Genomic DNA, 25,023 nt, shown 5'->3' on the forward strand with positions numbered 1-25,023 from the left:
GCCATGACTTCTCGTTCCGCCCGCCCCATCGGCACGCATGCCTTCGAATCGTCGTTCGGCGCGACCTGCGTCGATGCCGACCGCACGCGCTTCCGGCTGTGGGCGCCCGCGAGCCGCACGGCCGCCGTCGAGCTGCAGGACGAAGGCGGCCGTGCGATGCCGATGACACCGGCCGGCGACGGCTGGTTCGAGACGGTCGCGCCGTGCGGCCCCGGCACGCTGTACCGCTACCTGCTCGACGACGCGCTCGCGGTGGCCGATCCCGCGTCGCGCTTCCAGCCTTACGACGTGCTGGGCCCGAGCCAGGTCGTCGATCCGGCCGCGTACCGCTGGCGCCACGACGGGTGGCGCGGCCGCCCGTGGCACGAGACGGTGCTGTACGAGCTGCATGTCGGCGCATGCGGCGGCTACGCGGCCGTCGAGCGGCGGCTGCCGTCGATCGCCGAACTCGGCGTGACCGCGGTCGAGCTGATGCCCGTCAACGCGTTCCCCGGCGCGCGCAACTGGGGCTACGACGGCGTGCTGCCGTTCGCGCCCGACGCGTCGTACGGGCGGCCCGAGGAACTGAAATCGCTGGTCGATACCGCGCACGGGCTCGGGCTGCAGGTGTTCCTCGACGTCGTGTACAACCACTTCGGCCCCGAAGGCAACCTGCTGCCGCGCTACGCGCCCGACTTCTTCCGCGCGGATCGGCAGACCGCGTGGGGACCGGCGATCGACTTCTCCCGCCCGCAGACGAGCGCGTTCTTCATCGACAACGCGCTGTACTGGCTCGACGAGTACCGTTTCGACGGGCTGCGCATCGACGCCGCGCACGCGATCGACGACGACGCGTGGCTGCGCGAACTCGCGCGCCGCGTGCGCGCATACGCGGGCGATGCGCGCCACGTGCATCTCGTGCTGGAGAACGAGCGCAATACCGCGAGCCTGCTCGGCCCCGGCGGCTTCGACGCGCAATGGAACGACGACTTCCACAACAGCGCGCACGTGCTGCTGACCGGCGAGCGCGACGGCTACTACCGCGCCTACGCCGACGCGCCACTGCGCCATTTCGCGCGCACGCTCGGCGAAGGCTTCGCATACCAGGGCGAGCCGTCGCCGCTGCACGACGGCGCCGCGCGCGGCGAGCCGAGCGCGCATTTGCCGCCGACCGCGTTCGTCGCGTTCCTGCAGAACCACGACCAGATCGGCAACCGCGCGTTCGGCGAACGGCTGCGCGCGCTCGCGAACGACGACGCGGTGCGCGCGGCCACCGCGCTGATGCTGCTCGCGCCGTGGATCCCGCTGCTGTTCATGGGCGAGGAAGACGGCAGCACGCAGCCGTTCCAGTTCTTCACCGACTATCGCGGCGCCCTCGCCGACGCGGTGCGAGATGGCCGGCGCCGCGAATTCGCCGCGTTTCCCGCGTTCGCCGACGCCGCGCATCGCGACGCGATTCCCGACCCGAACGACATCGCGACGTTCGTGCGTTCGTCGTCGCACCATCCGCCCGACGAGTCGTGGCCCGACGCGGCCGCGTGGCGGCGCTTCTACCGCAGCGCGCTGGCCGTGCGCGCGGCGCTCGTGATGCCGCACCTGGCCGGCGTGCAGTCGCTCGGCGTCGACCTGCTCGCGGGCGAAGGCGACCCGCCCGCGCTCGTCGCGCGCTGGCGCCTCGGCGACGGCAGCACGCTGACGATCGCGCTGAATCTCGGCTCGCACGACGCGGCGCTGCCCGCGCTGCCGGTCGGCAAGATCGTGTTCGAGACGCCGCCGCGCGCGCGCGACCGGCTGCCCGGCGGGCACGTGCCGCCCCGCGCGTGCATCGCGTGGCGCGACGGCGCGGTCAACCAGGATGCGCGGCAGCACCGCGCGAACGGACGGAGCCGATCATGACGACCGACGTCCCGATCGCGGCGCTCGCCCGTGCGGCCGGCGTGGAACCCGACTGGACCGACGCGGGCGGCGTCGCGCGGCGCGTGGACGACGACGCGCTCGTCGCGCTCGTCGATGCGCTCGGCTGGCCGTGCGGCACCGCGATCCAGCGGGTCGACAGCGCGGCGGCGCTCGCCGACGCGAACGCGTCGCCGCCGCGCGTCGTGACCGGCGATGCCGGCCTGCCGCTGACGCTGCCCACGACCGTCGCGCAGCCGGGCGCACGCTTCCGGATCTCGCTCGAAACCGGCGGGCACGTGGATGGGCGCGTGGGCGGCGCGGGCGAACACGGCACGCTGCCGCCGCTCGCGATGCCCGGCTATCACGCGCTCGACGTCGGCGAACAGCGCATCGGGCTGGCGATTGCGCCGCCGCGTGCGCAGCCGTTCGACGCGTTCGCCCGCACCCACGACGCGGGCCGCTGGGGTATCGCGGCGCAGCTCTACAGCCTGCGCCGCACCGGCGACGACGGCGCGGGCGACTATACGGCGCTCGCGCGGCTGGCCGCCCAGGCGGCGCGCCACGGCGCGCAGGCGGTGGCGATCAGCCCGACGCATGCCGGCTATCCGGCGCTCCCCGCGCACGACAGCCCGTATTCGCCGTCGTCGCGACGCTGGCACAACGTCGCGTATCTCGACTGCGACGCGGTGCCGGGCGCCGATGCCGCGCCTCGCTCATCCGCGGCCCCGGCCGCCGCCGCGCTGATCGACTGGCCCCGCGTGCTGCCGATGAAGCTGCACCGCCTGCGTGCGTGCTTCGACGCGTGGCGCGCCAGCGACGACCCGTCGCGCGACACGTACCAGCGTTTTCGCGCGGCGGGCGGCGCGGCGCTCGACGCGCATGCGCGCTTCGATGCGCTGCAGGCGTTCTGCATCGAGCACGGGATCGGCGCGGACTGGCGGCAGTGGCCCGCACCGTGGCGCATGCCGGGATCGGCGGAAGTCGACGCGTTCGCGCACGCGCATGCCGACACGGTCGCGTTCCACACCTTCCTGCAATGGTGCGCGTCGCGCGCGCTCGGCGACGCGCAGCATGCGGCGCGCGGCGCGGGCATGGCGACCGGCCTGATCGCCGATCTCGCGGTCGGTTCGGATCGCGCCGGGAGCGACGCGTGGGCCCACGGCACGACGCTGCTGCGCGGCGTGTCGCTCGGCGCGCCGCCCGACCTGTTCAATGCGGCCGGCCAGGCGTGGGGTGTGACGACGTGGACGCCCGATGCGCTGCGCGCGGACGGCTTCATGCCGTTCATCGAGCTGCTGCGCGCCGCGTTCGCGCACGCGGGCGGCATCCGCATCGATCACGTGCTCGGCTTCGCACGGATGTGGATCGTGCCGGACGGCGGCGCGCCGCGCAGCGGCGCGTACCTGCGCTATCCGCTCGACGATCTGGTGCGGCTCGTCGCGCTCGAAGCGGCCCGGCATCGCGCGATCGCGATCGGCGAGGATCTCGGCACCGTGCCGGCGGGATTGCGCGAACGGCTCGGCTCGCAAGGTGTCGCGGGCATGCGCGTGCTGTGGTTCGAGCGCGATGCGAACGGCGCGTTCCGGCCGCCGTCCGCGTGGGATCGCAATGCGATCGCGACGACGTCGACGCACGATCTGCCGACCGTGGCCGGCTGGTGGCGCGGCGTCGATCTCGGATGGCGGCGCGTGGCAGCCGAGGCCGCAGCCGCGAAACGGCGCGACGCAACGCAGCCGCCGCACGACGTCGCCGCACCGGCGCCGGGCGATGCGAGCGCGCACGATTCGGACGAGATCGTGCAAAGCATGGCGCTCGGACACGACACCACGCAGCGTCCCGAATCGGGTAATGCGACACCTCCGCCGGCGTCGCCTCCCGAGCTGCTCGCCGCTCACGCGGAACGCGCCACCGAGCGCGCGGCGCTGTGGCACGCGCTGCAGGAGGCCGGGTGCGTGCCGGCCGACGCCGCGATGCCGCCGGCCGACATGCCGCCGGTGACCGCGATCCTCGGATACGTCGCGAGCAGCCCGTCGCCGCTCGCGCTGCTGCCGCTCGAGGATCTGCTCGCGCTCGACGCGCAGCCGAACCTGCCGGGGCCGCCGTGCGGCCATCCGAACTGGCGGCAGCGGCTGCCGCGCACGATCGACACGCTGTTCGACACCGACGTGCGCACGCGCATCGCCGCCGTCGTGCACGCGCGCCGCGCGCGGAGGCACGGCCCATGACCCCACGCGCGACGCTGCGACTGCAGCTGCATGCGGGCTTCACGTTCGACGACGCGGCCGCGCATGCCGACTACTTCGCGCGGCTCGGCGTCAGCCACCTGTACCTGTCGCCGGTGTCGACGGCCGAACCCGGCTCGCTGCACGGCTACGACACCGTCGACTACGGCGCGCTCGGCGCGGAACTCGGCGGCGAAGCCGGCTTCATGCGGCTCGTCGACGCGCTGCGCGCGCGCGGCCTCGGCGTGATCGTCGACATCGTGCCGAACCACATGGGCGTCGGCGGGTCGTCGAACGGCTGGTGGAACGACGTGCTCGAATGGGGGCCGGCGAGCCCGTACGCGCGCACCTTCGACATCGACTGGCATCCGCCCGACCCCGCGCTCGACGGCAAGGTGCTGCTGCCGTGCCTCGGCGCGCCGTACGGCGATGCGCTCGCGGCCGGCGACATCACGCTGCGCGCCCATCCGGCCGCGGGCCGCTTCTATATCGCGTGCCCGGGGCGGCGGCTGCCGGTCGCCGCCGCCACCTACGCGGAGATCCTGCGCATCGCGAACCGCGCGGACCTGAACGCGCTCGCCGAGCGCTTCGACGCCGCGCCGGCACGCGACAGCGCGCGGCTCGCCGCCGCCCATGCGGCGCTGCGCGACCATGCGGCCGCGCACGGCCCGCACGCGCTCGACGCGGTACTGCGCGGCGCCGATCCGCGCCGCGCGCGCTCGCGCGCGTGCCTGCACCGGCTGCTCGAACGCCAGCACTACCGGCTCGCCTGGTGGCGCACGGCCGCCGACGAGCTGAACTGGCGGCGCTTCTTCGACATCGCGACGCTTGCGGCCGTGCGCGTGGAAGACGACGCGGTGTTCGACGCCGTTCACGCGCTGCCGCTGCGCCTCCATGCGGCCGGGCTCGTCGACGGCGTACGCGTCGATCACGTCGACGGCCTCGCCGATCCGGGCGCGTATTGTCGCCGGCTGCACGCGCGGCTCGCCGCGCAGCGCGACGTGCGGCGCGACGCGAGACCCTACGTCGTCGTCGAGAAGATCCTCGCGCCCGGCGAGACGCTGCGCACCGACTGGGCCGTCGACGGCACCACCGGCTACGACTTCATGAACGACGTCGGCGCGCTGCTGCACGACCCGGCCGGCGCCGAGCCGCTCGCCGCGCACTGGGCGGCCGTATCGGGTTCGACGCGCACGTTCGCGCAGGAAGCGCTCGACGGCAAGCGTCGCGTGCTGATGCGCCAGCTCGCCGCCGAGCATGCACGGGTCGCGCGGTTGCTGCACGGGATCGCGCGGGCGTCGCCCGCGACGCGTGACGTCAGCCGGATCGCGATCCAGCGCGTGCTCGGCGAACTCGCGGTGCGGCTGCCCGTGTACCGGATGTATCCGGCGCCGGGCGACGAACCAACCGACGCCGACCGTCGCGTACTCGCCCAGGCGTACGACGGTGCATACGCAGCGGTCGATCCGGCCGACCGGTTCGCGCTCGAGCGCGTCGCCGCGTGGCTCGGCTTGCCGGTCGTGCGCGTGCCGCGCGCCGACGCCGATGCGCTGGTCGCGGCGCGCGTCGCGTTCGCGCAGCTCACCGCGCCGCTGGCCGCGAAGGGCGTCGAGGATACGGCCAACTATCGCTATGGCCGGCTCCTGTCGCGCAACGAGGTCGGCGCGGACGCCGGCGACTTCAGCCTGTCGCGCGGCGCATTCCATGCGCGCAACCGGCACCGCGCGCGCACCGTGCCGCACGGGCTCGTCGCGACGGCCACGCACGACCACAAGCGCGGCGAGGACGCGCGTGCGCGGCTCGCGGTGCTGAGCGAGGTGCCCGACGCGTGGCGTGCGGTGTCGCTCGACTGGTCGGCGCTGAACCTGCCGCATCGCGGCGGCGCGCACCGCGACCTCGCGTGGACGCCCGGGCCGGCCGCCGAGGCGATGCTGTACCAGACGCTCGTCGGCTGCTGGCCCCCCGCGCTCGCGCCCGACGATGCGGCCGGCCTCGGCGCGCTCGCGACACGCGTCGTGCAATGGCAGACGAAGGCGCTGCGCGAAGCGAAGCAATACACCGACTGGCTCGCGCCCGAGCCGGATTACGAGCACGGCTGCGAAGCGTTCGTTCGCGCGATCCTGACGCCGCGCGGCGCCGGCGATTTTCCGCATCGGCTGCACGCGTTCGTCGCGCGGATCGCGCCGGCCGGCGTCGTCAACAGCCTGACGCAAACCGCGCTGCGGATCGCGTCGCCCGGCGTGCCCGATCTGTATCAAGGTACCGAGTCATGGGATCACTCGCTCGTCGATCCGGACAACCGGCGCGACGTGCCGTTCGCGACGCTGGCGGCCGAACCGGTCGACGGGCCGGTCGCGTCGTATCTGCCGACGTGGCCCGATGCACGCGTGAAACGCGCGCTGATCGAGCGGATGCTGGCGCTGCGTGCGCGGTGGCCGGCGACGTTTGCGGACGGCGCGTACGTTCCACTGCGTGTGCGCGGCACGCTCGCTCGGCATGCGGTGGCGTTCGCGCGGTGCGACGACGCGGCCACCGTGGTGGTGGTCGCGACGCGGCTCGCGTGCCGGTTGATGGGTGAAGCGCCCGGGTTGCCGCGGGTGGAGCCGGCGCAATGGGGCGATACGGCGGTCGTACTGCCATGCGGCGTCGAAGGGCCCTGGATCGACTGGCTCGATGACGGCAGGGAAATCGATGCGCGGGACGGCACGATACGACTCGATCGCTGCCTCGCCGCGTTGCCGGTCGCGGTGCTGGTGACTGCTGATGCGAAGCGCCCGGCGCCATGATCGATTTGTGTAGAGGCGCGGGCGCGCCCGAGACGCGCTTTCGCATGGCCGTCCGGCAAAAGTCGCCGCAATGCTGACGACATATCCTCATCCTCGTATGGCAAGGTCGAGCCCGATTCGATGCAATATCCTGACGGCAAATTTCGGCACGTTGCCCGTCATGCTTTGCGCCCGTACTGCAGACCGCACAACAGCGCGCTGATCGACAGAAAAATCGCGGCGCCGCTATAGATCAACATTGGCGAAGCGACCGGCAGCAGGAACCCCGCGATCAGAGGACCGATGCCCGAGCCGATGTCGCGCCATACCGCGTTCGACGCCAGCGCTTGCACGCGCATGGTCGGATGTTGCTGCGCGACAACCGTGGTGACGAGTGGCAGCTGAAGCGCGCGCAGCACCAGGATGCCGCCGCCGCAGACGACGAACCATTGGCTCCCGTAGCCGATCAACGCCCCGCCCGACAGCAGGGACAACACGACAAGCATGCGGACTGCGCCCCAGCGGTGCGCGGCGCGTCCGCCGAGCGGACTGAGCAGCATTTCCGCCGCGTATCGCAGCGCGAGCAGCACACCTGCCGCAACCACACCGGTCGCCGGCATATGCTGCTCTGCGATGGTCGACAATCCCACGATAAACAGACCATCCAGGATGACGCCTTCCATGAACGACCAAATCGCAACGCTATCGGGCAGGCGGATACGCCGATCGGACAGGGTAACGGCTGGGTGCGGGCCATCCGGCAGACGGAGCGCCTGGATCACGCCGAGCAGAGCCACCCCGCCGAGCAGAAAAAAAATGACGCGTGGACCATATGCCAAGGTCAGCGCGGCACCGACAGGCAGCGCCAGCATCGGGCCGCTCGCGAAGACCGCCCGCGATCTACCGACGCGACGGGCGAGATCGGCCGGGTTCGAAGTCGCCAGGACCTGAGCCGACAGATTCAGCGCGGCGAACGACATTCCCCACATCAGCCGCAACACCAGGATTGCCCAGAATCCGGAAAGCGTCGCGTATCCGAATGCGCAGCATGCTGTCGCCAGCGCGGCCCACAAGGACGTTGTGCGATCGCCGTGTTTGCCATAAAAGCGCAGCACGTAGGCATAACCGGCGATCCGGACCAGCCGGTTGGCTCCCAGCAAAATCCCTGCTTGCGCGAAACCGACGCCGAAGTCACGCGTATGCATCGGCAACAGCAGATAGAGCAACGTGTCGCCAGGTGCGCAAAGCGCGAGCGTCAAGGCCGCGCAAAACGAATGACGATCGGCAACGCTCCGAGAAGATTGGGTCAATACCCGCCGTCTTTCAGCCAATAACGCTCAACCGATTGGTTTTCAATTCAAAGAGAATTCATTGCCGCATGTACCCGCCCTTCTCTTCGTCCCACGCCTCTCGATGCGCCACAAGCACGAACAAAATACGCTACCGAAGCTCGATCACCGCGTCGGCTGCAAATGCCCCCTGGCCGACCGGCAGCGCGAATACCGGGTTCAGGTCGATCGCCTGCAAGCGCGGGCCGGCCTGATGCGCGACAACCGACAGCCGCGCGAGCATCGCCGCCAGCGCCTTGACGTCGACCGGTGGTCTCCCACGCGCACCGAGCAAGAGCGGCGCGCCCTTGATCGAGAGAATCATCTGTTCCGCCAGGTCCTCGCCGAACGGGCAGCGACGCAACACCACATCCTGGATGACTTCAACGAAGATGCCGCCCAGCCCGAACATGGCGACCGGACCGAACACCGGATCGCACTGGATGCCCAGGATGCACTCCACGCCGCCGCTCAGCTGCTTTGCCACCAGCACGCCTTCCAGGCTTGCGCCGGGCGCCGCTCGCCGCGCACGTGCCATCAACGTCTCGAAAGCGGTGTCGACCGCCTCGGCGTCGGCCACGCCGACGATCACGCCGCCGATTTCCGACTTGTGCACGATGTCGGCGGAAAGAATCTTCATGACCACCGGGAAGCCCAGCGCTTCGGCGGCGGCGATGGCTTCGGCCGCGGACGTGCAACCACGCTCCGGCACGACCGGGATGCCGGCTTGCGACAACCATTGCTTCGCTCGTGCTTCGCTGGGTGCCGTCTCGGGCAGCGCGATCGCCGGCACGTCGGGCGCCGGTAACCGCGGCGCACGCGCAAATGCGTCGCCGAACCGGCCCATCGCGTCGATGGCCGCCGTCGCGCGCGCCGGATCCTCGAACACCGTGAAACCGTCCTCCTCGTACTGACGCATCCGTTCCTGCGACGCCAGGATCGACAACACGAACAGACGATCCGGGTACTTGTCCCTCACGGCCTTGAGATGCGCCCGCAGTCCATCGGCGATCGATGCGACCTCCACCGTATAGGTGAAGAAGCCGAGGATCGATCGATAGCCGCCTTCCTGGACGACGGCTTCGGTAAAGCGCGCGGCGATGCTCAGGTCGTTGAGGAACTGGGCCGTGCAGTCGACCGGATTGCGCGGCGCCGAAAACGGGATCAGTTCCTTCAGGTGTCGCTGGGCTGCCGCCGGCATTTCGGGCATGGCCAAACCGGCCGCTTCGGCCGCATCGGACACGATGACGCCCGCGCCGCCACTGACGGTGATGACGCCCAGCGAATTATTGACGGGGTAGATGCGCCGCGTCGCCAGGCGCACGACATCGAGCATGTGCTCGGTGGAACGCGCGCGCACCACGCCGTAATCGGCCAGCACCGCATCGGTCACGGCATCGTCTCCCGCGATGGAGGCCGTATGCGACTGGGCCGCGATGCGTCCCACGGTGCTGGTGCCGACTTTCATGAGCACCACGGGCTTGCGCGCCAGGCGCGCCGCCTCGAGCGCCGACAGGAATCCCGCGCCATCGCGAATGCCCTCGGAATAAACGGCGATCACATCGGTTTCGTCGTCGTCGACCAACGCCCGCACCAGGTCGCCCAGACTCACGTCGGCCTCGTTGCCGGTCATGGTCGCCGATGAAATGCCGATGCCGACGGCCCGGGCGAGCCCGAGGATGTGGCCGCCATATGCGCCCGACTGGCTGGCGATGCCGACGCGCCCCGCCAACGGGAATCCCGTCTCGACCACCGTGGTGAAGCTGCCGTAAAACCCTCGGCGCGGGGTGAGCGTCCCAAGCGAGTTGGGGCCGAGCAACCGGATACCGCTCGAGCGTGCCGATGCCAGCAACGCGCGCTCGAGTTGCGCGCCGTCCTCGCCGGTTTCGGCGAAACCGGCGGAAAAAACGATGGCCGCGGGCGTGCCGAGCGCGCCGAGATCGGCAACGACTTGCGGCGCAAGTTTTGCCGGCACGGCAACGATGGCGACCTCGGGCGTCTCGGGAAGCGCCTGCACGCTGGCGAACGCCGGCAGCCCCTGAATCTCGCCGCGATTCGGATTGACCGGCATCAACCGCCCGTCGTAATGCTGCTTCCGCATGTACGCGATGGGGCGACCGCCGATGCGCTGGACGTCGTCGGATGCCCCGACGATCGCGACACTGCGTGGGTTCAGCAGGCAACGCAAGGCATGCTCGGCGGTGTCCGGCCTGGCCGGACGGTCTGCTGGCAAATCGAAATCCAATGGGTCCATCGCGACTTCTCTCCTGATTTTTCCTAGCTGGCTTGCGTTCGTGACCGCGCCACGAAGCACAACGACGCGCAACAAGAACGTCGCCGTGCGGCAGCGCGCAGCCGCGCATCGTTGGCCTCGTTGTCGTGGCCGAATCAATCGGCCTGCTGCGGATCGTGAACCTTCTCGGGGATGAACGTGGCGCACAGCCCCGTGCAGAAATACATCGCCGCGACCAGCACGAAACCGGCGCCGATCGAAACATGGTCGGCGAACAAGCCGATGGTGACCGGCGCGATCGCGCCGCCGAATCGCCCGAGGTTGTAGGCGCCGCCGGCGGCCGTGCCGCGAATGACGGTGGGGAAACTTTCGGCCATGAAGGCCGCATTCGTGCTGATGGGAATGCCGTACAGAAAGCCGAACAGCCACATCAGGTAGACGATGTTGTCCGGGGTCTGACAGGCCACGATGAACGGCAGGCAGACGGCCGTCGCGAAGCTGCCGAACAGATAGACGGCGCGACGTCCCATCCGGTCGGATAGGAAGCCGAACAGGATTTTCCCGATGATCATCAGCGTGTAGGTACCGACCATGTAGCCGATCATCGCGCTGAACTTGATATGCAGTTCCTTTTCCAGGTAGGTCGGCAACCAATTGGCCACGCCGTAATAGCCGAACAGGAAAAAGAAGTTGGTCAGCGTCCACAGGACGAACATCCGCCGGTGGCTCGGCTGGCTGAAAATCAGCCGGTAGCCGCCGGGCGCATGGCCGCCGGCGACACGCCGCGCGCGCGCCTCGCTCCAGCTCGCGGGCTCGGGTATCAGCCAGTGCGAGAGCAGCGCGAAGACGAGCGGCACGATGGTCACGTAAAACAGCCAGCGCCAGCCGTGGGTGGGCAGCAGCCAGCCGGCGAGCAACGAGGCGACGATGTATCCGGTCGACCAGCCGGCCATCAAGGTACCGAGCGCAAGCGCCCGGTGCCGGGTCGGCACGTATTCCGATATCAGCATGTTGCAGGTGACATAGGTCGACCCCAGGCCCAGCCCGCCGATGAAGCGGACCACCGCGAACTGGCCGAAGTTCTGCGTGAAGCCGAGGCAGGCCGTCCCCAGCGAGAACAGCACGATCGACCAGACCAGGGTGCGCACGCGGCCGTAGCGGTCCATGGTCCAGCCGCCGACGATACCGCCGAGCGCCATCGCAATCAGCGTAATGGTGCCGAACATGCCGGCCTGCGCCGCGCCGAGATGGAATTCCGCGCGCAGGTGCGGCAGGCTGTACGACAGGATCATGTTGTCGGCGCCGTCGGCCAGCAGCAGCAGCACGCAAAACACGAACGGCAGAACCCAGGCGGTCGTGCCGGGCGAGGATGCACTCGTGGAGTGCGGGGTGCCGACGACGGACATGACTGTCTCCTGATGGATCGTTGTCCATTCGCCCGTTCGGCCTTGAATGCGAATCAGGCGATTTATTGTGATATCGATGCAGCCGGCGGCCGCATGACGTTCCCCGGCGTGCGGTCTGCTCCGGCCTTACACGTAGCGTCGGGATACCATCTCCGCCACGCATGCCGGCTTGTCGCTGCCGCCCACGTCGACGACGGCGTACCAGACCACCTGCATGCCGCCCGGCAGCGGATCGGCGGCCCGCAACGTGAACCGCGCGCGAATGCTGTCGCCCACCCGCACGGGCGACACGAAGCGCACGCGGTTGAGACCATAGTTCACCCCCATGCGGACGCCGCCGACCCGGATGCAGCCGCTCGCCAGACACGGCAGCAACGACAGGGTGAGATAGCCGTGGGCGACCGTGGTGCCGTACGGCGACTCCCTGCGTGCCCGTTCCGGATCGACGTGAATCCACTGGTTGTCCTCGGTAACCTCGGCAAACCGGGTCACGCGGTCCTGCAGGATCGGAAACCAGGGGCTCACGGCGACTTCCCGGCCGACGTAGGCCGGCAACGCGTCGAGCGTATCGATCGCAAACACTTTCGTTTCGGTCATGCCGGCAACCCCAGTACCTGGCGCGCGAGGATGTTGCGCTGGATTTCGTTGGTGCCCCCGTAGATCATCGCGGAGGTCGCCCCGATCAGCGGCGACAGCGCGTTGAACGACTGGCCGCCCAGGTCCTGGTCGTCGCCCAGCGCGCCGAGTTCGTCGCACGACTCGACCAGCAGCGCGCCGATGCGGTGATAGGTCTCGCTGGCCCAGATCTTCAGCAGCGACACCGAGGCCGGCAGCGGCTGCCCGGCCTTGACGATGCTGGCGAAGCCGCCGTAGGCGGCCGACAGATCCGCCACGTCGAGGCTCAGCGCCGTATAGCGCTGCGAGAACACCGGATCGTCCAGCAGATGGCGCTCCTGCGCGAGCCGCGCGAGCTGCCCCAACGCATAGCGCGATTGCTTCGGGCTACCAAGGAAAATTCGCTCGAATCCCAGCAGGGCCTTGGCGATGGTCCAGCCGCCGTTCAGCTCGCCGACCAGGTTCCCCGCCGGCACGCGCACATCGTCGAAGAACACCTCGCAGAATTCGGCTTCCCCTGCCAGCGTGCGGATCGGCCGGACGGTGACGCCGGGCGTGCGCAGGTCGCACAGCAGGAAACTGATGCCCGCCTGCTTCCTCGCATGCCTGTCGGTGCGCACCAGCATGAAGATGTGGTTGGCGTCCTGCGCCAGCGTGGTCCAAATCTTCTGGCCGTTGACCATGAAGTGCTCGCCTTGCGCATCGTGCCCCGCGATGGCCTCCGTGCGCAGGCTGGCCAGATCGGAACCGGCATTGGGCTCGGAATAGCCTTGGCACCACACATGCTCGCCGCTCAGGATGCGCGGCAGGAAGTGACGCCGCTGCTCGACCGTGCCGTACCGGATCAGCAGCGGCCCGATCATCACGATGCCCTGGTCCGGCGCACGCGCCACGCCGTATTGCTCCAGCTCCTCGATCCACGCGATCAGCTTGTCGGGCGGCAAGCCCATCCCGCCGTGCGCCTGCGGCCATGCCGGCGCGATCCAGCCCTGCGCCGACAGCGTCAGATACCACTCGCGGATCTCGCTCCAGCGCGCGCGGTGCGAAAGATGGCGCAGGTGCGCGGGATAGTGTCGTCGCAAGTAAGCCCGCACCATGCGGCGGAACTCGGGTTCGGGCATGGCCGACCAATCGGCGGTGCGCGGGAACGCGCCGTCCCAACCGGTTTCGCGGTCCGTGCCGGCCATGGAACCGGCCGCCGTCTCCGCCAGCGCCGCACAGCGCCGCTGATGCGTCGTCACATTGCCGAGCCACGCCGATAGCCGCAGCACCCGCTTGTAGAACAGGCTGACGTCGCATTCGTCCGTGTAACCGATCGCGCCGTGCAGCTGCACCGCCGAGCGGGATGCCAGCAATGCAGCCGCGCTGCAGCGTGCGTTCACGCGACTGGCCTCGTATTCGAGCCGGTCGAGCGACAGATCGGCGGTATGGTCCACCAGCGTCAGCACTTCGTTCAACGTGGCCTGCGCCACTTCGAGATGGATGAACATGTCCACGCAGCGGTGCTGCAACACCTGGAAAGCCGCGATGGGCTGGCCGAACTGGGTGCGTGTGTTGAGGTAGTTGCGCGTCTGCGTGAGCAGCGCCTGCCCGGCGCCGAGCAGCTCGGCCGCTTCGAGGATCTGGGCTGCGGCGAGCGCATGGCGCAGCGCGTCTTGCGCGGCTTCGCCCCTCGCGACCACCGACGCCCCCGGCAACCGCACCTGATCGAAACGCACCGTCGCGGCCTGGCAACCGTCGGTCAGCGCGACGGGGTGCTCGGTCACGCCGGCCGTGCCGCGCGGCACCCACAGCAGCACGGTCTCGTCGTCGCCGCGCGCCGACACCAGCCATCCGCTGGCCGATGCGCCCGGGATCACCATCAGTTTTTCGCCCTGCAGCAAAACGCTGCCATCGGCTCGTACGTCGCAACCGCACGCAAGCGGCACGGCGCCGAGATCGCCGGCGTTTTCCTGCCATGCCAGCGCCGGCAGCGTCTCGCCCTTCACCAGTTCGCCCAGCAGCGCGTGCGCCGCCGCGCTTTCCAGCCGGGACAGCAGCAACGCACTCAAGCCCGCCACCGCAAGCAGCGGTTCCGGCGCCACATGGGCGCCGGCGGCTCGCAGGATTTCCGCCGCGCCGGCCAGGCCCAGCGCGAGCCCGCCAGCAGCCTCCGGGGCCAGCATGCCGGGCCAGCCGAGCGCGACCAGCTCCGGCCAGCCGGGTTCATCCGCACTCGGGCCGGCTTCCACATGCGCACGACAACGCAGCAGGCTCCGGCTGCGCTCGAAGTAATCCCGTGCCGCTTCGTGAATGGCTGTCAGCGATTGCGCGTCCATGACACTCCCACGATGTTTCCGAATGGAAGCCAGCGTGCCAGAAAGACCGGCGAATCCGATTTGTCTTTGCCGAAGGGAGTCTTTCGCATTCATGGAACGGCCCCGAAGCCGGCCGCGTTAGATTTCCATCATTGACGGAACGCCGACACACCACCCCTGCCAGGAACACGCACATGAACAAGGTCAGAAAAACGCTGCACTGCCGCCTCGGCCACAGCACCCCGGACAAGATCACGGTCTGCGGCCGCGATCTGCCCTCTGAAATCCTGGGGCACTTGAACCTGGGCGACATGGCCTTCCTGGAACTGACCGGCCGTATGCCGACGCCACAGGAGTCGACCACCTTCAACGCGATCGTGGTGACGCTGGTCGAACACGGCATCACCCCCAGCGCGCTGGCGGCGCGCCTGACCTATGCCGGCGCGCCCGAAGCGCTGCAGGCCGCGGTGGCGGCAGGGCTGTGCGGACTGGGCACGGTGTTCGTCGGCAGCACCGAGGGCGCCGCCAGGATGCTCTACGACGCCATCCCGCCGGGCACGCAACCGTCTCGTCCGCTCGCGGACCTGGCGCGCGACATCGTGGCCGATTTCCGTGCCCGCAAGCAGATCGTGCCCGGCCTGGGCCACCCGCTGCACAAGCCGGTCGATCCACGCACGCCCCGGCTGTTCCAGATCGCCGCCGAGAACGGGTTGTCGGGCCACTACGTGGCGCTCATGCAGGCCGTGCAGGAAGAGGCCGAACGGGTGTCGGGCAAGTCGTTGCCGGTCAACGCCACCGGGGCCATCGGCGCGATTGCCGCCGAGTTCGGTTTTCCGTGGCGCATCATTCGCGGCATCGGCGTGATGGCGCGCGCGATCGGCCTGGTCGGGCACATCCTGGAGGAGATCGACGATCCGATGGCGGTGGAGATCTGGCAGCGCGTGGAACACGAGGTCGGCGACGCCAGCCTCGGCTGAAAGGCCGTGCCCTAGCGCTAATCTCCAGGCAGAGTCGGAACCGGTGCCGGCGCGTCGTCAGGCAACGACAGATGATCGAACAACGCGCGCGCGGACGCCGGCAACTGTTCGCGATTGCGCGTGACCATCTTCAGTTCGCGCATGGCCCACGGATCGAACAGCGGGACGATAGCGATGTCCATGACGCGCGCGTGGCGGCCCGCCGAGGTCGCCGGCAATACGCCGATGCCGACGCCGGCCTGGATCAGCAGGCAGATCGCCTCGAAGCTGCCGACCTGGATGCGCGGGAGGAAGCTTCGGCCCGCGAGTTCCGCGCGCCGTTGCAGAAAGCGATGAATGGCGCTGCCGTGGTGCAGTCCCACGTGCTGCTCCTCCAGTGTATCGACGAAGGCGACCCCGGCCGCGGCGGCCAGGCGATGCCCGGTCGGCACGACCAGCACCAGTTGGTTGCGTCCGAACGGGCGCGATTCGAAATCGCCCGTGTGAACGTCGTCGGAGAGGATGCCGATATCGGTCTCTCCGGCTGCGACGGCGCGCACGATCTCCTCGCTCAGGAATTCGCGCAGATCGATCCGCACGATCGGATGCTCGGCGAGGAAGACCGCCAGGCGCTCGGGCAGGAATTCCGTGATCGAGGTGGTGTTGGCGAAGATGCGGACATGGCCTTTGATGCCCTTGCCGAAGTCCTGCATGTCGCAACGCAAGTGCTCCATGCGCTGCAGCACCAGCTTGGCGTGATACAGCAGCGCGTCGCCGGCGGCGGTCAGGCTCGCGCCTTGTGCGCTGCGGTGCAGGAGCTTGCTGCCCACCGCCTCTTCCATCTGCTTGATGCGCGTACTGGCGGCCGGCAGGGAAATGCAGGATTTCTCGGCGCCGCGCGTGAGGCTGCGCGCCTCTGCCACGTGACAAAAGAGCCGGAGGTCGAACAGATCGAAATGGAGATTCACATGAAAGCCAGCCGAGTAGACGATGAGGCGCCGGCCGCGTTCCGTCGCATGAACCCGGCCGGGTGGACAAGAGCGACCTTACACCGGATCCCAGCTGAACACATCCGGGGATCGTTCCAGCGGGTAGAACCCGGAACGCATGGCCGGCATCGCATGGTCGGCGATGGCTTGCGGCGTCCAGCCCTCCGAGCGATGGATCGATCGCACCGGGCGCGGCTGGCTGATCAGCGATATCTCGTTATTGCGCACCGAGAAGATCTGCCCGTTGACCTCGCCGGCCGCATCGCTGATCAGATACACGGCCAGCGGCGCGACCTTGGCCGGCGTCATCTGCTGGATCTTGGCGACGCGCGCCCGCTGCTCGTCCGTGTCGGTCGGGATGGCGCCGATCATGCGGCTCCACGCAAACGGCGCGATGCAGTTCGAGCGCACGTTGAATCTGCGCATGTCCAGCGCAATGGACTTCGACAACGCGGCGATACCCAGCTTGGCCGCCGCGTAGTTGGCCTGGCCGAGGTTTCCGATCAGGCCCGACGTGGACGTCATGTGCACCAGCGCGCCCGCTTCCTGATCCTTGAAGTACGGCGCCGCTGCCCGGCTGACGTGGAAGCTCCCGTACAGGTGCACTTTCAACACGGCGTCCCACTCGTCGGCCGACATCTTGTGGAAGAAGCGGTCGCGCAGGATGCCCGCGTTGTTGACCACCGCGTCGACGCGACCGAAGCAGTCCATCGCGCACGCGACGATCCGCGCGGCGCTGGCGGCGTCCGCCACGCTATCGGTGTTGGCGACCGCGCTGCCGCCTCGTGCGCGAATCTCGTCCGTCACCTGCTGCGCGGGCGCCGCGCTCCCGCCCGCGCCGTCGAGCGACGCGCCGATGTCGTTGACCACCACCCGGGCGCCATGCTGCGCCATCGCCAGCGCGATATCGCGCCCGATGCCGCCGCCCGCCCCCGTGACCACCACCACCTTGCCCTCCACCATGCTTCACCTCGATTCCGTTCGATGACCAGGCCGGCGCAAGGCTGGGTTGCGGTTGCCGCCGGGCTCCCATCGAGCGTGACATGCGGAGGCTCGCGCAACTTCGTATTTCCGAGAGAGGGGCTTCGGCAGCACCGGACGTACGCGCTTCCGCGCGTGTGCCGTTGAACACGACAGCGTCCATCGCGCTCGGCGCAAAACCGCTTGGTGGCGCAGCATCCGCGACCACCCGGACGACCGCCCGCGGCGGATGCGAACGCCTGTCATGCCGCCGCATTCGGCACGATCAAGCGAACCGGAAGCGTCGCGCCGGGGAAAAACCCTGCTCCGGGAAACCGGGACCGGCGGTAGCCCCGGTCGTCGCTCATCGAATCGTCGACGCGGATAGCGCGTGGTCACCGTCCACTACTGCACACCCTCCGCCACCACGGCCCGCACCACGTCGACGAACAACGTCATCGACGCGCTCGGCGGACGGCCGAGGCGCGTGACGATGCCGTACGGGTCGAGCTTGCGCGGCAACGGTACGGGCAGGATGTGCAGCAGGCCCATGCTCGCGTGAAATTTCGCGACCGCCATCGGGACGACGGCGACCAGGTCGCTGCCGGGCAACAACGACGTCGTCATCAGGATCGCCGCGGTTTCGATGGTGCTCTGCGGCGCCGTGACGCCCGCCTCCTCGAACGAACGATCGATCAACGCCCGCATCGGGCTCGGACGCGGTTGAAGAATCCACGGGTAAGTCGCCAGCTCACCGAACGTGAGATCGGGCCGCGTCGCCAGCGGGTGATTGCATCCCACCACGACAGCCAGCCGCTCGTCGCCCAGTTGCTCGAACATCAGATGGCTGGCATCCCAGCCTTCCGGCACGCGCCCGAGCACCAGATCGAGTTGATCGCGCTCGAGCATCGGCACGAGCATGTCGCTGGTATCGACATGAACGGTCATGTTGAGCCCGGGATGATCGCGCTTGAGCCGGCGGATCACTTCCGCCATCAGCACCGGCGTCGGGGCCATGACCGCACCGATCCGCACCTTGCCGATTCGGCCCGTTTCCAGCGACATCAGTTCGTCATGCAGGTTCGCCAGGTCCGAGAAGACGAGGGTCGCGTAGCGCGTGACCGCCGTGCCGAAGCGCGTGGGCCGAAGTCCGCGCAGATGCCGCTCGAACAACGTGACGCCCAGTAGCGCCTCCATGTCCTGAAGCATTTTCGTCACGGCCGGCTGCGAGAGCGAGAGCGCGTCCGCTGCCTGACGCAACGAACCGCGTGCCTCGATCGACAGCAGCAAGCGCAGATGCTGCATCTTCAGGCGGCTTTGGAGCGTGAGTGCGGGCGGGATCATGGAACGCTCGGAAGGAAAGGGACCCACTGCGAACGACGAAGGAAGGAACGAAGAGCGGCGATCAGCATTCGCCGGGGTATCGAAAATAGTTATCGACGCATAGAAAAACGTCAATGGATATTATCGGCGCCGGCTCCTATAGTCGTCCGAAGTCGGCACCACCACGCCGGCTTCGTACAAAGACATCGCTGTCGCCACCGGGCATGATCTCCGCCGCCGCGACACGCATCCGGAGACCCGTTACATGCCTTCCAGCCCGGCCACGACGCCCGCGTGCAACACCGCCATCCGCAAGTGCCTCAGGCGCCTGCTGCCGTTTCTCGTGCTGATGTACGTGATCGCGTTCATCGATCGCGCCAACGTCGGCTTCGCCAAGGCGGCCCTGCAGGCGGACACGGGTTTGTCGAACGGCGCATTTGCGTTCGGCGCGGGGATCTTCTTTATCAGCTACGCGATATTCGAAGTGCCGAGCAATCTCGCGCTGCATCGCTTCGGCGCGCGGCTGTGGATGTCCCGCATCATGGTGACGTGGGGGCTGGTGTCGGCGTCGATGGCTTTCGCGCACGACGCCACCACGTTCTATGCGCTGCGCGTGCTGCTCGGGGCCGCCGAGGCGGGCTTCTTTCCCGGAGTCATACTCTATCTCACCTACTGGTTTCCGAGACACGTGCGTGCGCAGGCCATGGGCGTGTTCTACTTCGGCCTGCCGCTCGCACTGGTGCTGGGCGGCCCGCTGTCGGGCTTGCTGCTCGGCCTTCAAGCCCCATTCGGGCTCACACCCTGGCAGTGGATGTTCGTGATCGAAGGGCTGCTCGCATCGGTTGTCGGCGTGATCGCATTCTTCTATCTGAGCGACGGCCCCGCGCAAGCCGGCTGGCTCGCCGACGACGAACGCCGTGCGCTGCTCGATGCGCTCTCGCAGGAAGATGCCGCCAAGCTGGGCCACGGTCCGGCGACCTTGCGCGACCTGTTCCGCAGCCCGCGGCTCGCGGCATTCTGTCTCGTGTATTTCACGGTACAGATGAGCGTATACGGCGTGGTCTTCTATCTGCCGACCCGCATCGCCGAACTCCACGGCGGCAAGGTCGATCTGGGCGTGGGGCTGATTACCGCGATACCGTGGCTGTGCTCGCTGGCCGTGACGCGGTGGACGACACGCATCGCCGACCGTACCGGCGAGCATCGCAGGCTGGCTGCGCTGATGCTCGTTTGCGCCGGCTGCGGGATCGCGGCGTCGACATTCTTTTCGAGCCTGGTGCCGGTGATCGTCGCGTTCTGTTTTGCGGCGAGCGGCTTCGTCTCCGTGCAGCCGCTGTACTGGACGCTGCCGACCAACTATCTCGGCGGCGTGGCGGCGGCCGGCGGCATCGCACTGATCAATTCGCTCGGCAACGTCGGCGGCTTCGTCGCGCCGAATCTCAAGACCTGGGCCGAGCAGGCATTCGCGAACCCGCACGCCGGCATGCTGAGCCTCGCTTGTATCGCATTCCTCGGCGCCGTGATGCTCACGCTGATGCGGCGCGCGGCGCCCGTGCATTCGCACGCGCAGTCGGTCGCCACGTAGGCGGACCTACACGCGTCGTGGTGTTGCAGGGACGTTTGTTTCAGCGACGAATCTGTATCAAGGTACCGAGTGATGGGATCACTCGCTCGTCGATCCGGACAACCGGCGCGACGTGCCGTTCGCGACGCTGGCGGCGGAACCGGTCGACGGGCCCGTTGCATCGTATCTGCCGGCGTGGCCCGATGCGCGCGTGAAGCGCGCGCCGATCGAGCGGATGCTGGCGCTGCGTGCGCGGTAGCCGACGACGTTTGCGGACGGCGCGTACGTTTCCACTGCGTGTGCGCGGCAAGCTCGCGCGGCATGCGGTGGCGTTCGCGCGGTGCGGCGACGCGGCCACCGTGGTGGTGGTCGCGACGCGGCTCGCGTGCCGGTTGCTGGGTGACGCGCCGGCGTTGCCGCGCGTGGAGCCTCGGGAATGGGGCGATACGGCGGTCGTGCTGCCACGCGAGGTTGAAGGACCGTGGATTGACTGGTTGAATGTGCGGGACGCGATCGATGCGCCTGAAGGCGAGCTGGCGCTCGATCGCTGCTACCTGCGGCGGTGCTCGTCGTGGCGCGGAGTGGGAATTGAAGCCGGTGCCCAATGGGCGCCAGCCTGAGTCGCCGAAATCGATTTTGTGCAAAACGTGCCGTAAATAATCGATTTTGTGCACGCGTAATCGAATTTCAACCGAAACGCCCGATCGTAAGCGATTTTGTGCAGTCAACGATGTGCGTCGACAACCTCACGACCACTCCTCCGGCGGCATCTCGCCCCTGTCGTCCTCCCACAACGGTTTCCTTGCCTCTTCTCCGCGGCTCGGTGTCACCGGCCCGTTCCCGCTGTCGTTCCCGCGCTCGGCGCGCCGCGCGTGGTCACGAGAACCCGCCGCATGCGTGCGGGCTCGCGTGCGCGTCGGCGTCACGGTCCGCTGCCCGCTGCGGCGGCGTTCGTCCGTCGACCCCGCATCGTTCGTCTGTCGCGCGTTCGAAGCTGTAGCCATTTTTCTCTCCTGAGTCATTGAGTCATCGAAAGAAACCGGTCGCCCGAACGCAGCAATTTCAGTGCCGCCCACCGGGCAAGCGCCTTGCTCCATCGTTTCGACCGCAACCGTTCCGGAGGTGACGATGTCGACGAATCGCAACCCGCCGCCCGGCACACGCCGTCGCCTCGGAGAATGGATGGCCACCGAGGAATCACACATGGCCGCGTTCCGCGAAAAAATGGCGAGCGAAGCGCGCGCGCATGCCGGCGAGCGGCTGCGCACGCCGGCCGTGCAGGAACTCGCACGGCTGTTCGACGACAACGCCGTGCTGCGCATGAGCCTGACCCGCGCGATCGACGAAGCGCGCGAATCGGGATACCGGCTCGGCTACGCGTCGATCGGCGAGCTGATGACCGTGCTCGACCATCTGATGACCTACACGCCGCCGTTCAGCGAGGAAAGCCTGATCGTGTGCCCGCTGAACGCGTTCTTCGACTGGCCGATGTGCATGCCGTCGGGCCACGCGGTGTTTCGCGACGCGGCCGTCAACGCGCAGTTGAAGCGCGTATTGAACGCATGGTGCGACTTCCTCGGCGGCCCGCATTCGCGCGCGCATCTCGACACGTCGGCGCCCGACGGCTGGTTCTGCGACGCAGCACGCAAGCGCCTGGGGCTGTCGCAGTTCCAGTATCGCGAAGACCAGCCGCACTGGGGCTTCGATTCGTGGAACGACTTCTTCACGCGGCGCTTTCGCGACGGCGCGCGGCCCGTTGCGGCGCCCGACGATCCGCACGTGATCGTCAGCGCGTGCGAAGCCGCGCCCTATCACACCGAAACGAACGTGAAGCTGCGCGACACGTTCTGGATCAAGGCGCAGCCGTATTCGCTGCGCGACCTCTTCACGCCCGCCTGGCTGCCGCTCGCCGAGCGCTTCGTCGGCGGCGACGTCTACCAGGCCTACCTCAGCGCGTACAACTACCACCGCTGGCATGCGCCGGTGCGCGGCGTCGTCACGCATGCGTATCGGGTCGACGGCACGTATTACTCGGTCGCCGAAGCGGAAGGCCCGGACCCGGCCGGGCTCAACGACTCGCAGGGCTACATGACGGCGGTCGCCGCGCGCGCGGTGGTCGCGATCTCGAGCGACGATCCCGGCATCGGCACCGTGGCGGCCGTGTTCGTCGGCATGGGCGACGTGTCGTCGTGCGTGATCGACGTCATGCCGGGCCAGCGCGTCGACAAGGGCGACGAGATCGGCTACTTCCAGTTCGGCGGCTCGACCTACTGTCTACTGTTCGAGGCCGGCGTGATCGACCGCTTCCTGTGCTCACCCCCGATCGAAGGTGAACCGCCGGTCGTGCAGGTCAACGCGCCCGTCGCGATCGCGCGGTAAGTGCCGCGCGCGGCCCGGTACGTCACGCGTCGGCGGCGTCATTCAGGCCGATCGCGTCGGATTCGGCAGCATCATGACGCTGCACGCTCTGCAGGACCGACAGTCCGTCGGCCGTCAATGCCGGCCGGTGCGCGCCCGATGCGTCGTCGCGCTGCATCACGATCAATTGTTGTTCGACGAGCGCGACGACGTCGTCGCGATCGGTCTGAATCTGCTCCGGTGCGTGATGCACCAGGAACAGCGCGGCAAATTCATGGGCGGTCAGCATGCTCGTTTCCCCGTTGGCGGCTACGCGCGACGCGAATCGTGCGCCGGCGACGTGACGAGCATGCAGGGACTGTGCCAAGCGGCGCCATGCGACCGGCGTCCGTGCAGTGTGCGCGCCGCGTGATGTGGCACCGGACGGCGCGTTCGAGCCGCTGCAAAGTTTTCAACGGCATGTAACGGGTGGCCGGATGGGTGGCCGGATGCGGGGTGACCGGCCGGGGTGGCCGGGTGCGGCCGAAGAAAATGCGTGCGAAACGCGCCGGGAATTTGCGCGCCGCTCGCTCACGGCCGCCGCGAGCGAAACAACCCGGCCCGCGCACGCCCGCCCGGCGCACGGAAATACCCGCTGTGCAACACCACGTCGTGGTTACCGCTGGCCAGCACGTCCGCGCACGCGGCTTCGATACGCGCGCGGCCGCGCTCGAACGCGTCGCGCAGGTCGGCTTCCAGCGCGGACGGCGCGCCGAAATGATCTTCCAGCGCCTCGACGGTAATCGCGCAGATTTGCGGCGCGCCATCGACGTCGACGATGAAGCGCAGTTGCAGCACCGCGCCGTCGAACGTGGGCGGTGCGTCGGTGAGCGTCACGGGGCGGGTGGAATCGGCCGGCATCGGCTCATGCCCCCCGCGACGCGAGACGCTCGACCAGCGCGCCGTTGAACGCGGGCAGGTCGGCCGGCTTGCGGCTCGTGATCAGGTTGCCGTCGCGCACGACTTCCTCGTCCACCCACTTGCCGCCCGCATGACGGATATCGTCCTGCAGGCTCGGCCAGCTCGTCATCGTCTTGCCCTCCACGAGCCCGGCCGACACGAGCAGCCAGCCGCCGTGGCAGATCGCCGCGACCGGCTTGCCGGCGCCGACGGCCGCCGTCACGAATTCGCGCGCGGCCGGCAGCATCCGGATCGCGTCGCCGTTCACGACGCCGCCCGGCAGCACGACCGCGTCGTAATCGCCTTCGCGCGCATCGTCGAACGTGCGGTCGACCTTCACGCGCTCGCCCTTGTCGACGTGCCGAAAACCCTGGATCTCGCCGCGCTTCTGCGAAATCACGTCCACCTGCGCGCCTTCGGCCGCGAGCGCGCGCTGCGGTTCGACGAGCTCGGCTTCCTCGAAGCCGTCGACCGCGAGAATCGCTACCTTGCAATGATCCAGCCTGCCGCTCATGAATGCCTCCGTGGATTGGGATAGGGTGGCACACGTCGTGCCGTGCCGTCATGCAGCAATCGCCGTTCCGGCCGGGCGGACGCGATAGGCGTGTGCGGTCATGCGCGTGTGCATTCCGTGCGCATTCAGGCGTTCGCCGGGGACCGACCCGTAGTCCGGCTCGGCCCACGCGCGCCTACGTCCATTGGCCCATCCCGATGCAAAGATTTCAACGGGATGTAACGCGACACCATGCGTCGATCCGGCGCGATTACTGCAGATGACGTGCCGCATCGAGCATCGCGTCGGTCAGCTCGACCGTCAGCGTCACGTCTTCGTCGGTATCGGGCAATTGATCGAGCGTCTGCTGCACGGCATCGTGCAGCATCGCGTGCACGCGCATCCGCGCGCCGTCGTCGAGATCCGCGTAGCGTTCCATCGTCGAGCATTCGAGCGCGAGCACGACCGAATGCCGGGCCGCCTCGGGCGGCGCCTCGATGGGGTTCGCCCACGCCGCATGAAACATGACCCTGCCCGTTTCGACGTCCACGTGGACCGTCGTGTCGAGATCGTCCGCGTCGCTTGCATCGTCGTCGATCTCGTCGTGCTCCAGAAAAATCCGGGAATTCGATTGCATGATGTCCTCCTGCGTGGTGGCGGCGCGCCCGTCCCGGGAAACCGCGCCGCCATCGCGCCGTGC

At 68.6% G+C, this 25,023-nt stretch carries 18 protein-coding genes and 1 pseudogene; 7 read left to right on the plus strand and 12 right to left on the minus strand.

Going from position 1 to position 25,023, the window contains the following annotated elements:
• The first annotated feature begins 3 nt into the window (after positions 1–3).
• The 3 genes from treZ to treY are packed head-to-tail and all read left to right on the plus strand — an operon-like array spanning position 4 to position 6,883.
• A complete protein-coding gene (gene treZ / locus HWX03_RS32505; RefSeq protein WP_175874080.1) occupies positions 4–1,875 on the plus strand; it encodes a malto-oligosyltrehalose trehalohydrolase in 1,872 nt (623 codons plus the stop codon).
• Positions 1,872–4,100, plus strand: coding sequence for a 4-alpha-glucanotransferase (gene malQ, locus HWX03_RS32510; protein ID WP_175874081.1), 2,229 nt, complete (start codon positions 1,872–1,874; stop codon positions 4,098–4,100). The genes treZ and malQ overlap by 4 nt, the downstream gene beginning before the upstream one ends.
• Positions 4,097–6,883 (plus strand): malto-oligosyltrehalose synthase, encoded by a 2,787-nt coding sequence (gene treY / locus HWX03_RS32515; RefSeq protein WP_175874082.1) that lies wholly within the window; start codon positions 4,097–4,099, stop codon positions 6,881–6,883. The genes malQ and treY overlap by 4 nt, the downstream gene beginning before the upstream one ends.
• Before the next feature lie 158 nt (positions 6,884–7,041).
• Here treY and HWX03_RS32520 read toward each other — a convergent pair whose 3' ends face one another.
• From HWX03_RS32520 to HWX03_RS32540, 5 genes are all read right to left on the minus strand, one after another.
• Complete coding sequence (locus HWX03_RS32520) at positions 7,042–8,193, minus strand: MFS transporter (RefSeq protein ID WP_347879544.1); 1,152 nt, start codon at positions 8,191–8,193, stop codon at positions 7,042–7,044.
• 109 nt (positions 8,194–8,302) lie between these two features.
• Entirely contained in the window at positions 8,303–10,444 is a 2,142-nt protein-coding gene (locus HWX03_RS32525) for an acetate--CoA ligase family protein (protein ID WP_175874084.1), read from the minus strand.
• A gap of 134 nt (positions 10,445–10,578) precedes the next feature.
• Positions 10,579–11,829 carry an MFS transporter gene (locus HWX03_RS32530; protein WP_175874085.1) on the minus strand — a complete coding sequence of 417 codons (1,251 nt, stop codon included), beginning with the start codon at positions 11,827–11,829 and terminating at the stop codon, positions 10,579–10,581.
• 126 nt (positions 11,830–11,955) lie between these two features.
• Positions 11,956–12,426 (minus strand): MaoC family dehydratase, encoded by a 471-nt coding sequence (locus HWX03_RS32535; RefSeq protein WP_175874086.1) that lies wholly within the window; start codon positions 12,424–12,426, stop codon positions 11,956–11,958.
• Positions 12,423–14,762 carry an acyl-CoA dehydrogenase family protein gene (locus HWX03_RS32540; RefSeq protein WP_175874087.1) on the minus strand — a complete coding sequence of 780 codons (2,340 nt, stop codon included), beginning with the start codon at positions 14,760–14,762 and terminating at the stop codon, positions 12,423–12,425. The genes HWX03_RS32535 and HWX03_RS32540 overlap by 4 nt, the downstream gene beginning before the upstream one ends.
• 173 nt (positions 14,763–14,935) lie before the next feature.
• Between HWX03_RS32540 and HWX03_RS32545 the strand changes: the two genes are divergently transcribed.
• Positions 14,936–15,718 carry a citryl-CoA lyase gene (locus HWX03_RS32545; protein WP_175821373.1) on the plus strand — a complete coding sequence of 261 codons (783 nt, stop codon included), beginning with the start codon at positions 14,936–14,938 and terminating at the stop codon, positions 15,716–15,718.
• A gap of 17 nt (positions 15,719–15,735) precedes the next feature.
• Here the strand turns inward: HWX03_RS32545 and HWX03_RS32550 are convergent, their stop codons facing one another.
• From HWX03_RS32550 to HWX03_RS32560, 3 genes are all read right to left on the minus strand, one after another.
• Positions 15,736–16,665 (minus strand): LysR family transcriptional regulator, encoded by a 930-nt coding sequence (locus HWX03_RS32550; RefSeq protein WP_175821374.1) that lies wholly within the window; start codon positions 16,663–16,665, stop codon positions 15,736–15,738.
• Between the two features lie 78 nt (positions 16,666–16,743).
• Positions 16,744–17,649, minus strand: coding sequence for an SDR family NAD(P)-dependent oxidoreductase (locus HWX03_RS32555; protein ID WP_175821375.1), 906 nt, complete (start codon positions 17,647–17,649; stop codon positions 16,744–16,746).
• A 402-nt stretch (positions 17,650–18,051) separates the two neighbouring features.
• Complete coding sequence (locus HWX03_RS32560) at positions 18,052–18,990, minus strand: LysR family transcriptional regulator (protein ID WP_175874176.1); 939 nt, start codon at positions 18,988–18,990, stop codon at positions 18,052–18,054.
• A 244-nt stretch (positions 18,991–19,234) separates the two neighbouring features.
• Between HWX03_RS32560 and HWX03_RS32565 the strand changes: the two genes are divergently transcribed.
• The 3 genes and pseudogenes from HWX03_RS32565 to HWX03_RS32575 all read left to right on the plus strand — a co-directional run bounded on the left by HWX03_RS32565 (position 19,235) and on the right by HWX03_RS32575 (position 22,912).
• Positions 19,235–20,554: an MFS transporter gene (locus tag HWX03_RS32565; protein ID WP_175874088.1), complete on the plus strand. Its 1,320-nt coding sequence runs from the start codon at positions 19,235–19,237 to the stop codon at positions 20,552–20,554.
• Between the two features lie 49 nt (positions 20,555–20,603).
• Positions 20,604–21,125: pseudogene (locus HWX03_RS32570) on the plus strand (malto-oligosyltrehalose synthase); the annotation flags it as partial.
• Positions 21,126–21,661: 536 nt separating this feature from the next.
• Complete coding sequence (locus tag HWX03_RS32575; RefSeq protein ID WP_175874089.1) at positions 21,662–22,912, plus strand: phosphatidylserine decarboxylase family protein; 1,251 nt, start codon at positions 21,662–21,664, stop codon at positions 22,910–22,912.
• A 22-nt stretch (positions 22,913–22,934) separates the two neighbouring features.
• On the opposite strand, the gene HWX03_RS32580 is transcribed toward HWX03_RS32575, so the two are convergent.
• The 4 genes from HWX03_RS32580 to HWX03_RS32595 form a co-directional block, all read right to left on the minus strand.
• Positions 22,935–23,180 (minus strand): hypothetical protein, encoded by a 246-nt coding sequence (locus tag HWX03_RS32580; protein WP_175874090.1) that lies wholly within the window; start codon positions 23,178–23,180, stop codon positions 22,935–22,937.
• 281 nt (positions 23,181–23,461) lie between these two features.
• A complete protein-coding gene (locus tag HWX03_RS32585; RefSeq protein ID WP_175874091.1) occupies positions 23,462–23,791 on the minus strand; it encodes a DUF1488 domain-containing protein in 330 nt (109 codons plus the stop codon).
• Positions 23,792–23,795: 4 nt separating this feature from the next.
• Complete coding sequence (locus tag HWX03_RS32590; protein ID WP_034209240.1) at positions 23,796–24,344, minus strand: type 1 glutamine amidotransferase domain-containing protein; 549 nt, start codon at positions 24,342–24,344, stop codon at positions 23,796–23,798.
• 250 nt (positions 24,345–24,594) lie between these two features.
• Entirely contained in the window at positions 24,595–24,960 is a 366-nt protein-coding gene (locus HWX03_RS32595) for a DUF3022 domain-containing protein (RefSeq protein ID WP_175874092.1), read from the minus strand.
• Positions 24,961–25,023: the final 63 nt, after the last annotated feature.

The sequence above is a fragment of the Burkholderia sp. BCC0397 genome (assembly GCF_902832865.1).
In the GTDB taxonomy this organism is placed as follows: domain Bacteria; phylum Pseudomonadota; class Gammaproteobacteria; order Burkholderiales; family Burkholderiaceae; genus Burkholderia.

Excerpts from the sequence above, each read along its gene's own strand:
- HWX03_RS32565 (WP_175874088.1), top strand. The coding sequence starts at position 19,235 with ATGCCTTCCAGCCCGGCCACGACGCCCGCGTGCAACACCGCCATCCGC.
- HWX03_RS32525 (WP_175874084.1), bottom strand. The coding sequence starts at position 10,444 with ATGGACCCATTGGATTTCGATTTGCCAGCAGACCGTCCGGCCAGGCCG.
- HWX03_RS32540 (WP_175874087.1), bottom strand. The coding sequence starts at position 14,762 with ATGGACGCGCAATCGCTGACAGCCATTCACGAAGCGGCACGGGATTAC.
- HWX03_RS32575 (WP_175874089.1), top strand. The coding sequence starts at position 21,662 with ATGTCGACGAATCGCAACCCGCCGCCCGGCACACGCCGTCGCCTCGGA.
- HWX03_RS32535 (WP_175874086.1), bottom strand. The coding sequence starts at position 12,426 with ATGACCGAAACGAAAGTGTTTGCGATCGATACGCTCGACGCGTTGCCG.
- treY (WP_175874082.1), top strand. The coding sequence starts at position 4,097 with ATGACCCCACGCGCGACGCTGCGACTGCAGCTGCATGCGGGCTTCACG.
- HWX03_RS32590 (WP_034209240.1), bottom strand. The coding sequence starts at position 24,344 with ATGAGCGGCAGGCTGGATCATTGCAAGGTAGCGATTCTCGCGGTCGAC.
- malQ (WP_175874081.1), top strand. The coding sequence starts at position 1,872 with ATGACGACCGACGTCCCGATCGCGGCGCTCGCCCGTGCGGCCGGCGTG.
- HWX03_RS32560 (WP_175874176.1), bottom strand. The coding sequence starts at position 18,990 with ATGATCCCGCCCGCACTCACGCTCCAAAGCCGCCTGAAGATGCAGCAT.
- HWX03_RS32545 (WP_175821373.1), top strand. The coding sequence starts at position 14,936 with ATGAACAAGGTCAGAAAAACGCTGCACTGCCGCCTCGGCCACAGCACC.
- HWX03_RS32595 (WP_175874092.1), bottom strand. The coding sequence starts at position 24,960 with ATGCAATCGAATTCCCGGATTTTTCTGGAGCACGACGAGATCGACGAC.
- treZ (WP_175874080.1), top strand. The coding sequence starts at position 4 with ATGACTTCTCGTTCCGCCCGCCCCATCGGCACGCATGCCTTCGAATCG.
- HWX03_RS32580 (WP_175874090.1), bottom strand. The coding sequence starts at position 23,180 with ATGCTGACCGCCCATGAATTTGCCGCGCTGTTCCTGGTGCATCACGCA.
- HWX03_RS32585 (WP_175874091.1), bottom strand. The coding sequence starts at position 23,791 with ATGCCGGCCGATTCCACCCGCCCCGTGACGCTCACCGACGCACCGCCC.
- HWX03_RS32555 (WP_175821375.1), bottom strand. The coding sequence starts at position 17,649 with ATGGTGGAGGGCAAGGTGGTGGTGGTCACGGGGGCGGGCGGCGGCATC.
- HWX03_RS32530 (WP_175874085.1), bottom strand. The coding sequence starts at position 11,829 with ATGTCCGTCGTCGGCACCCCGCACTCCACGAGTGCATCCTCGCCCGGC.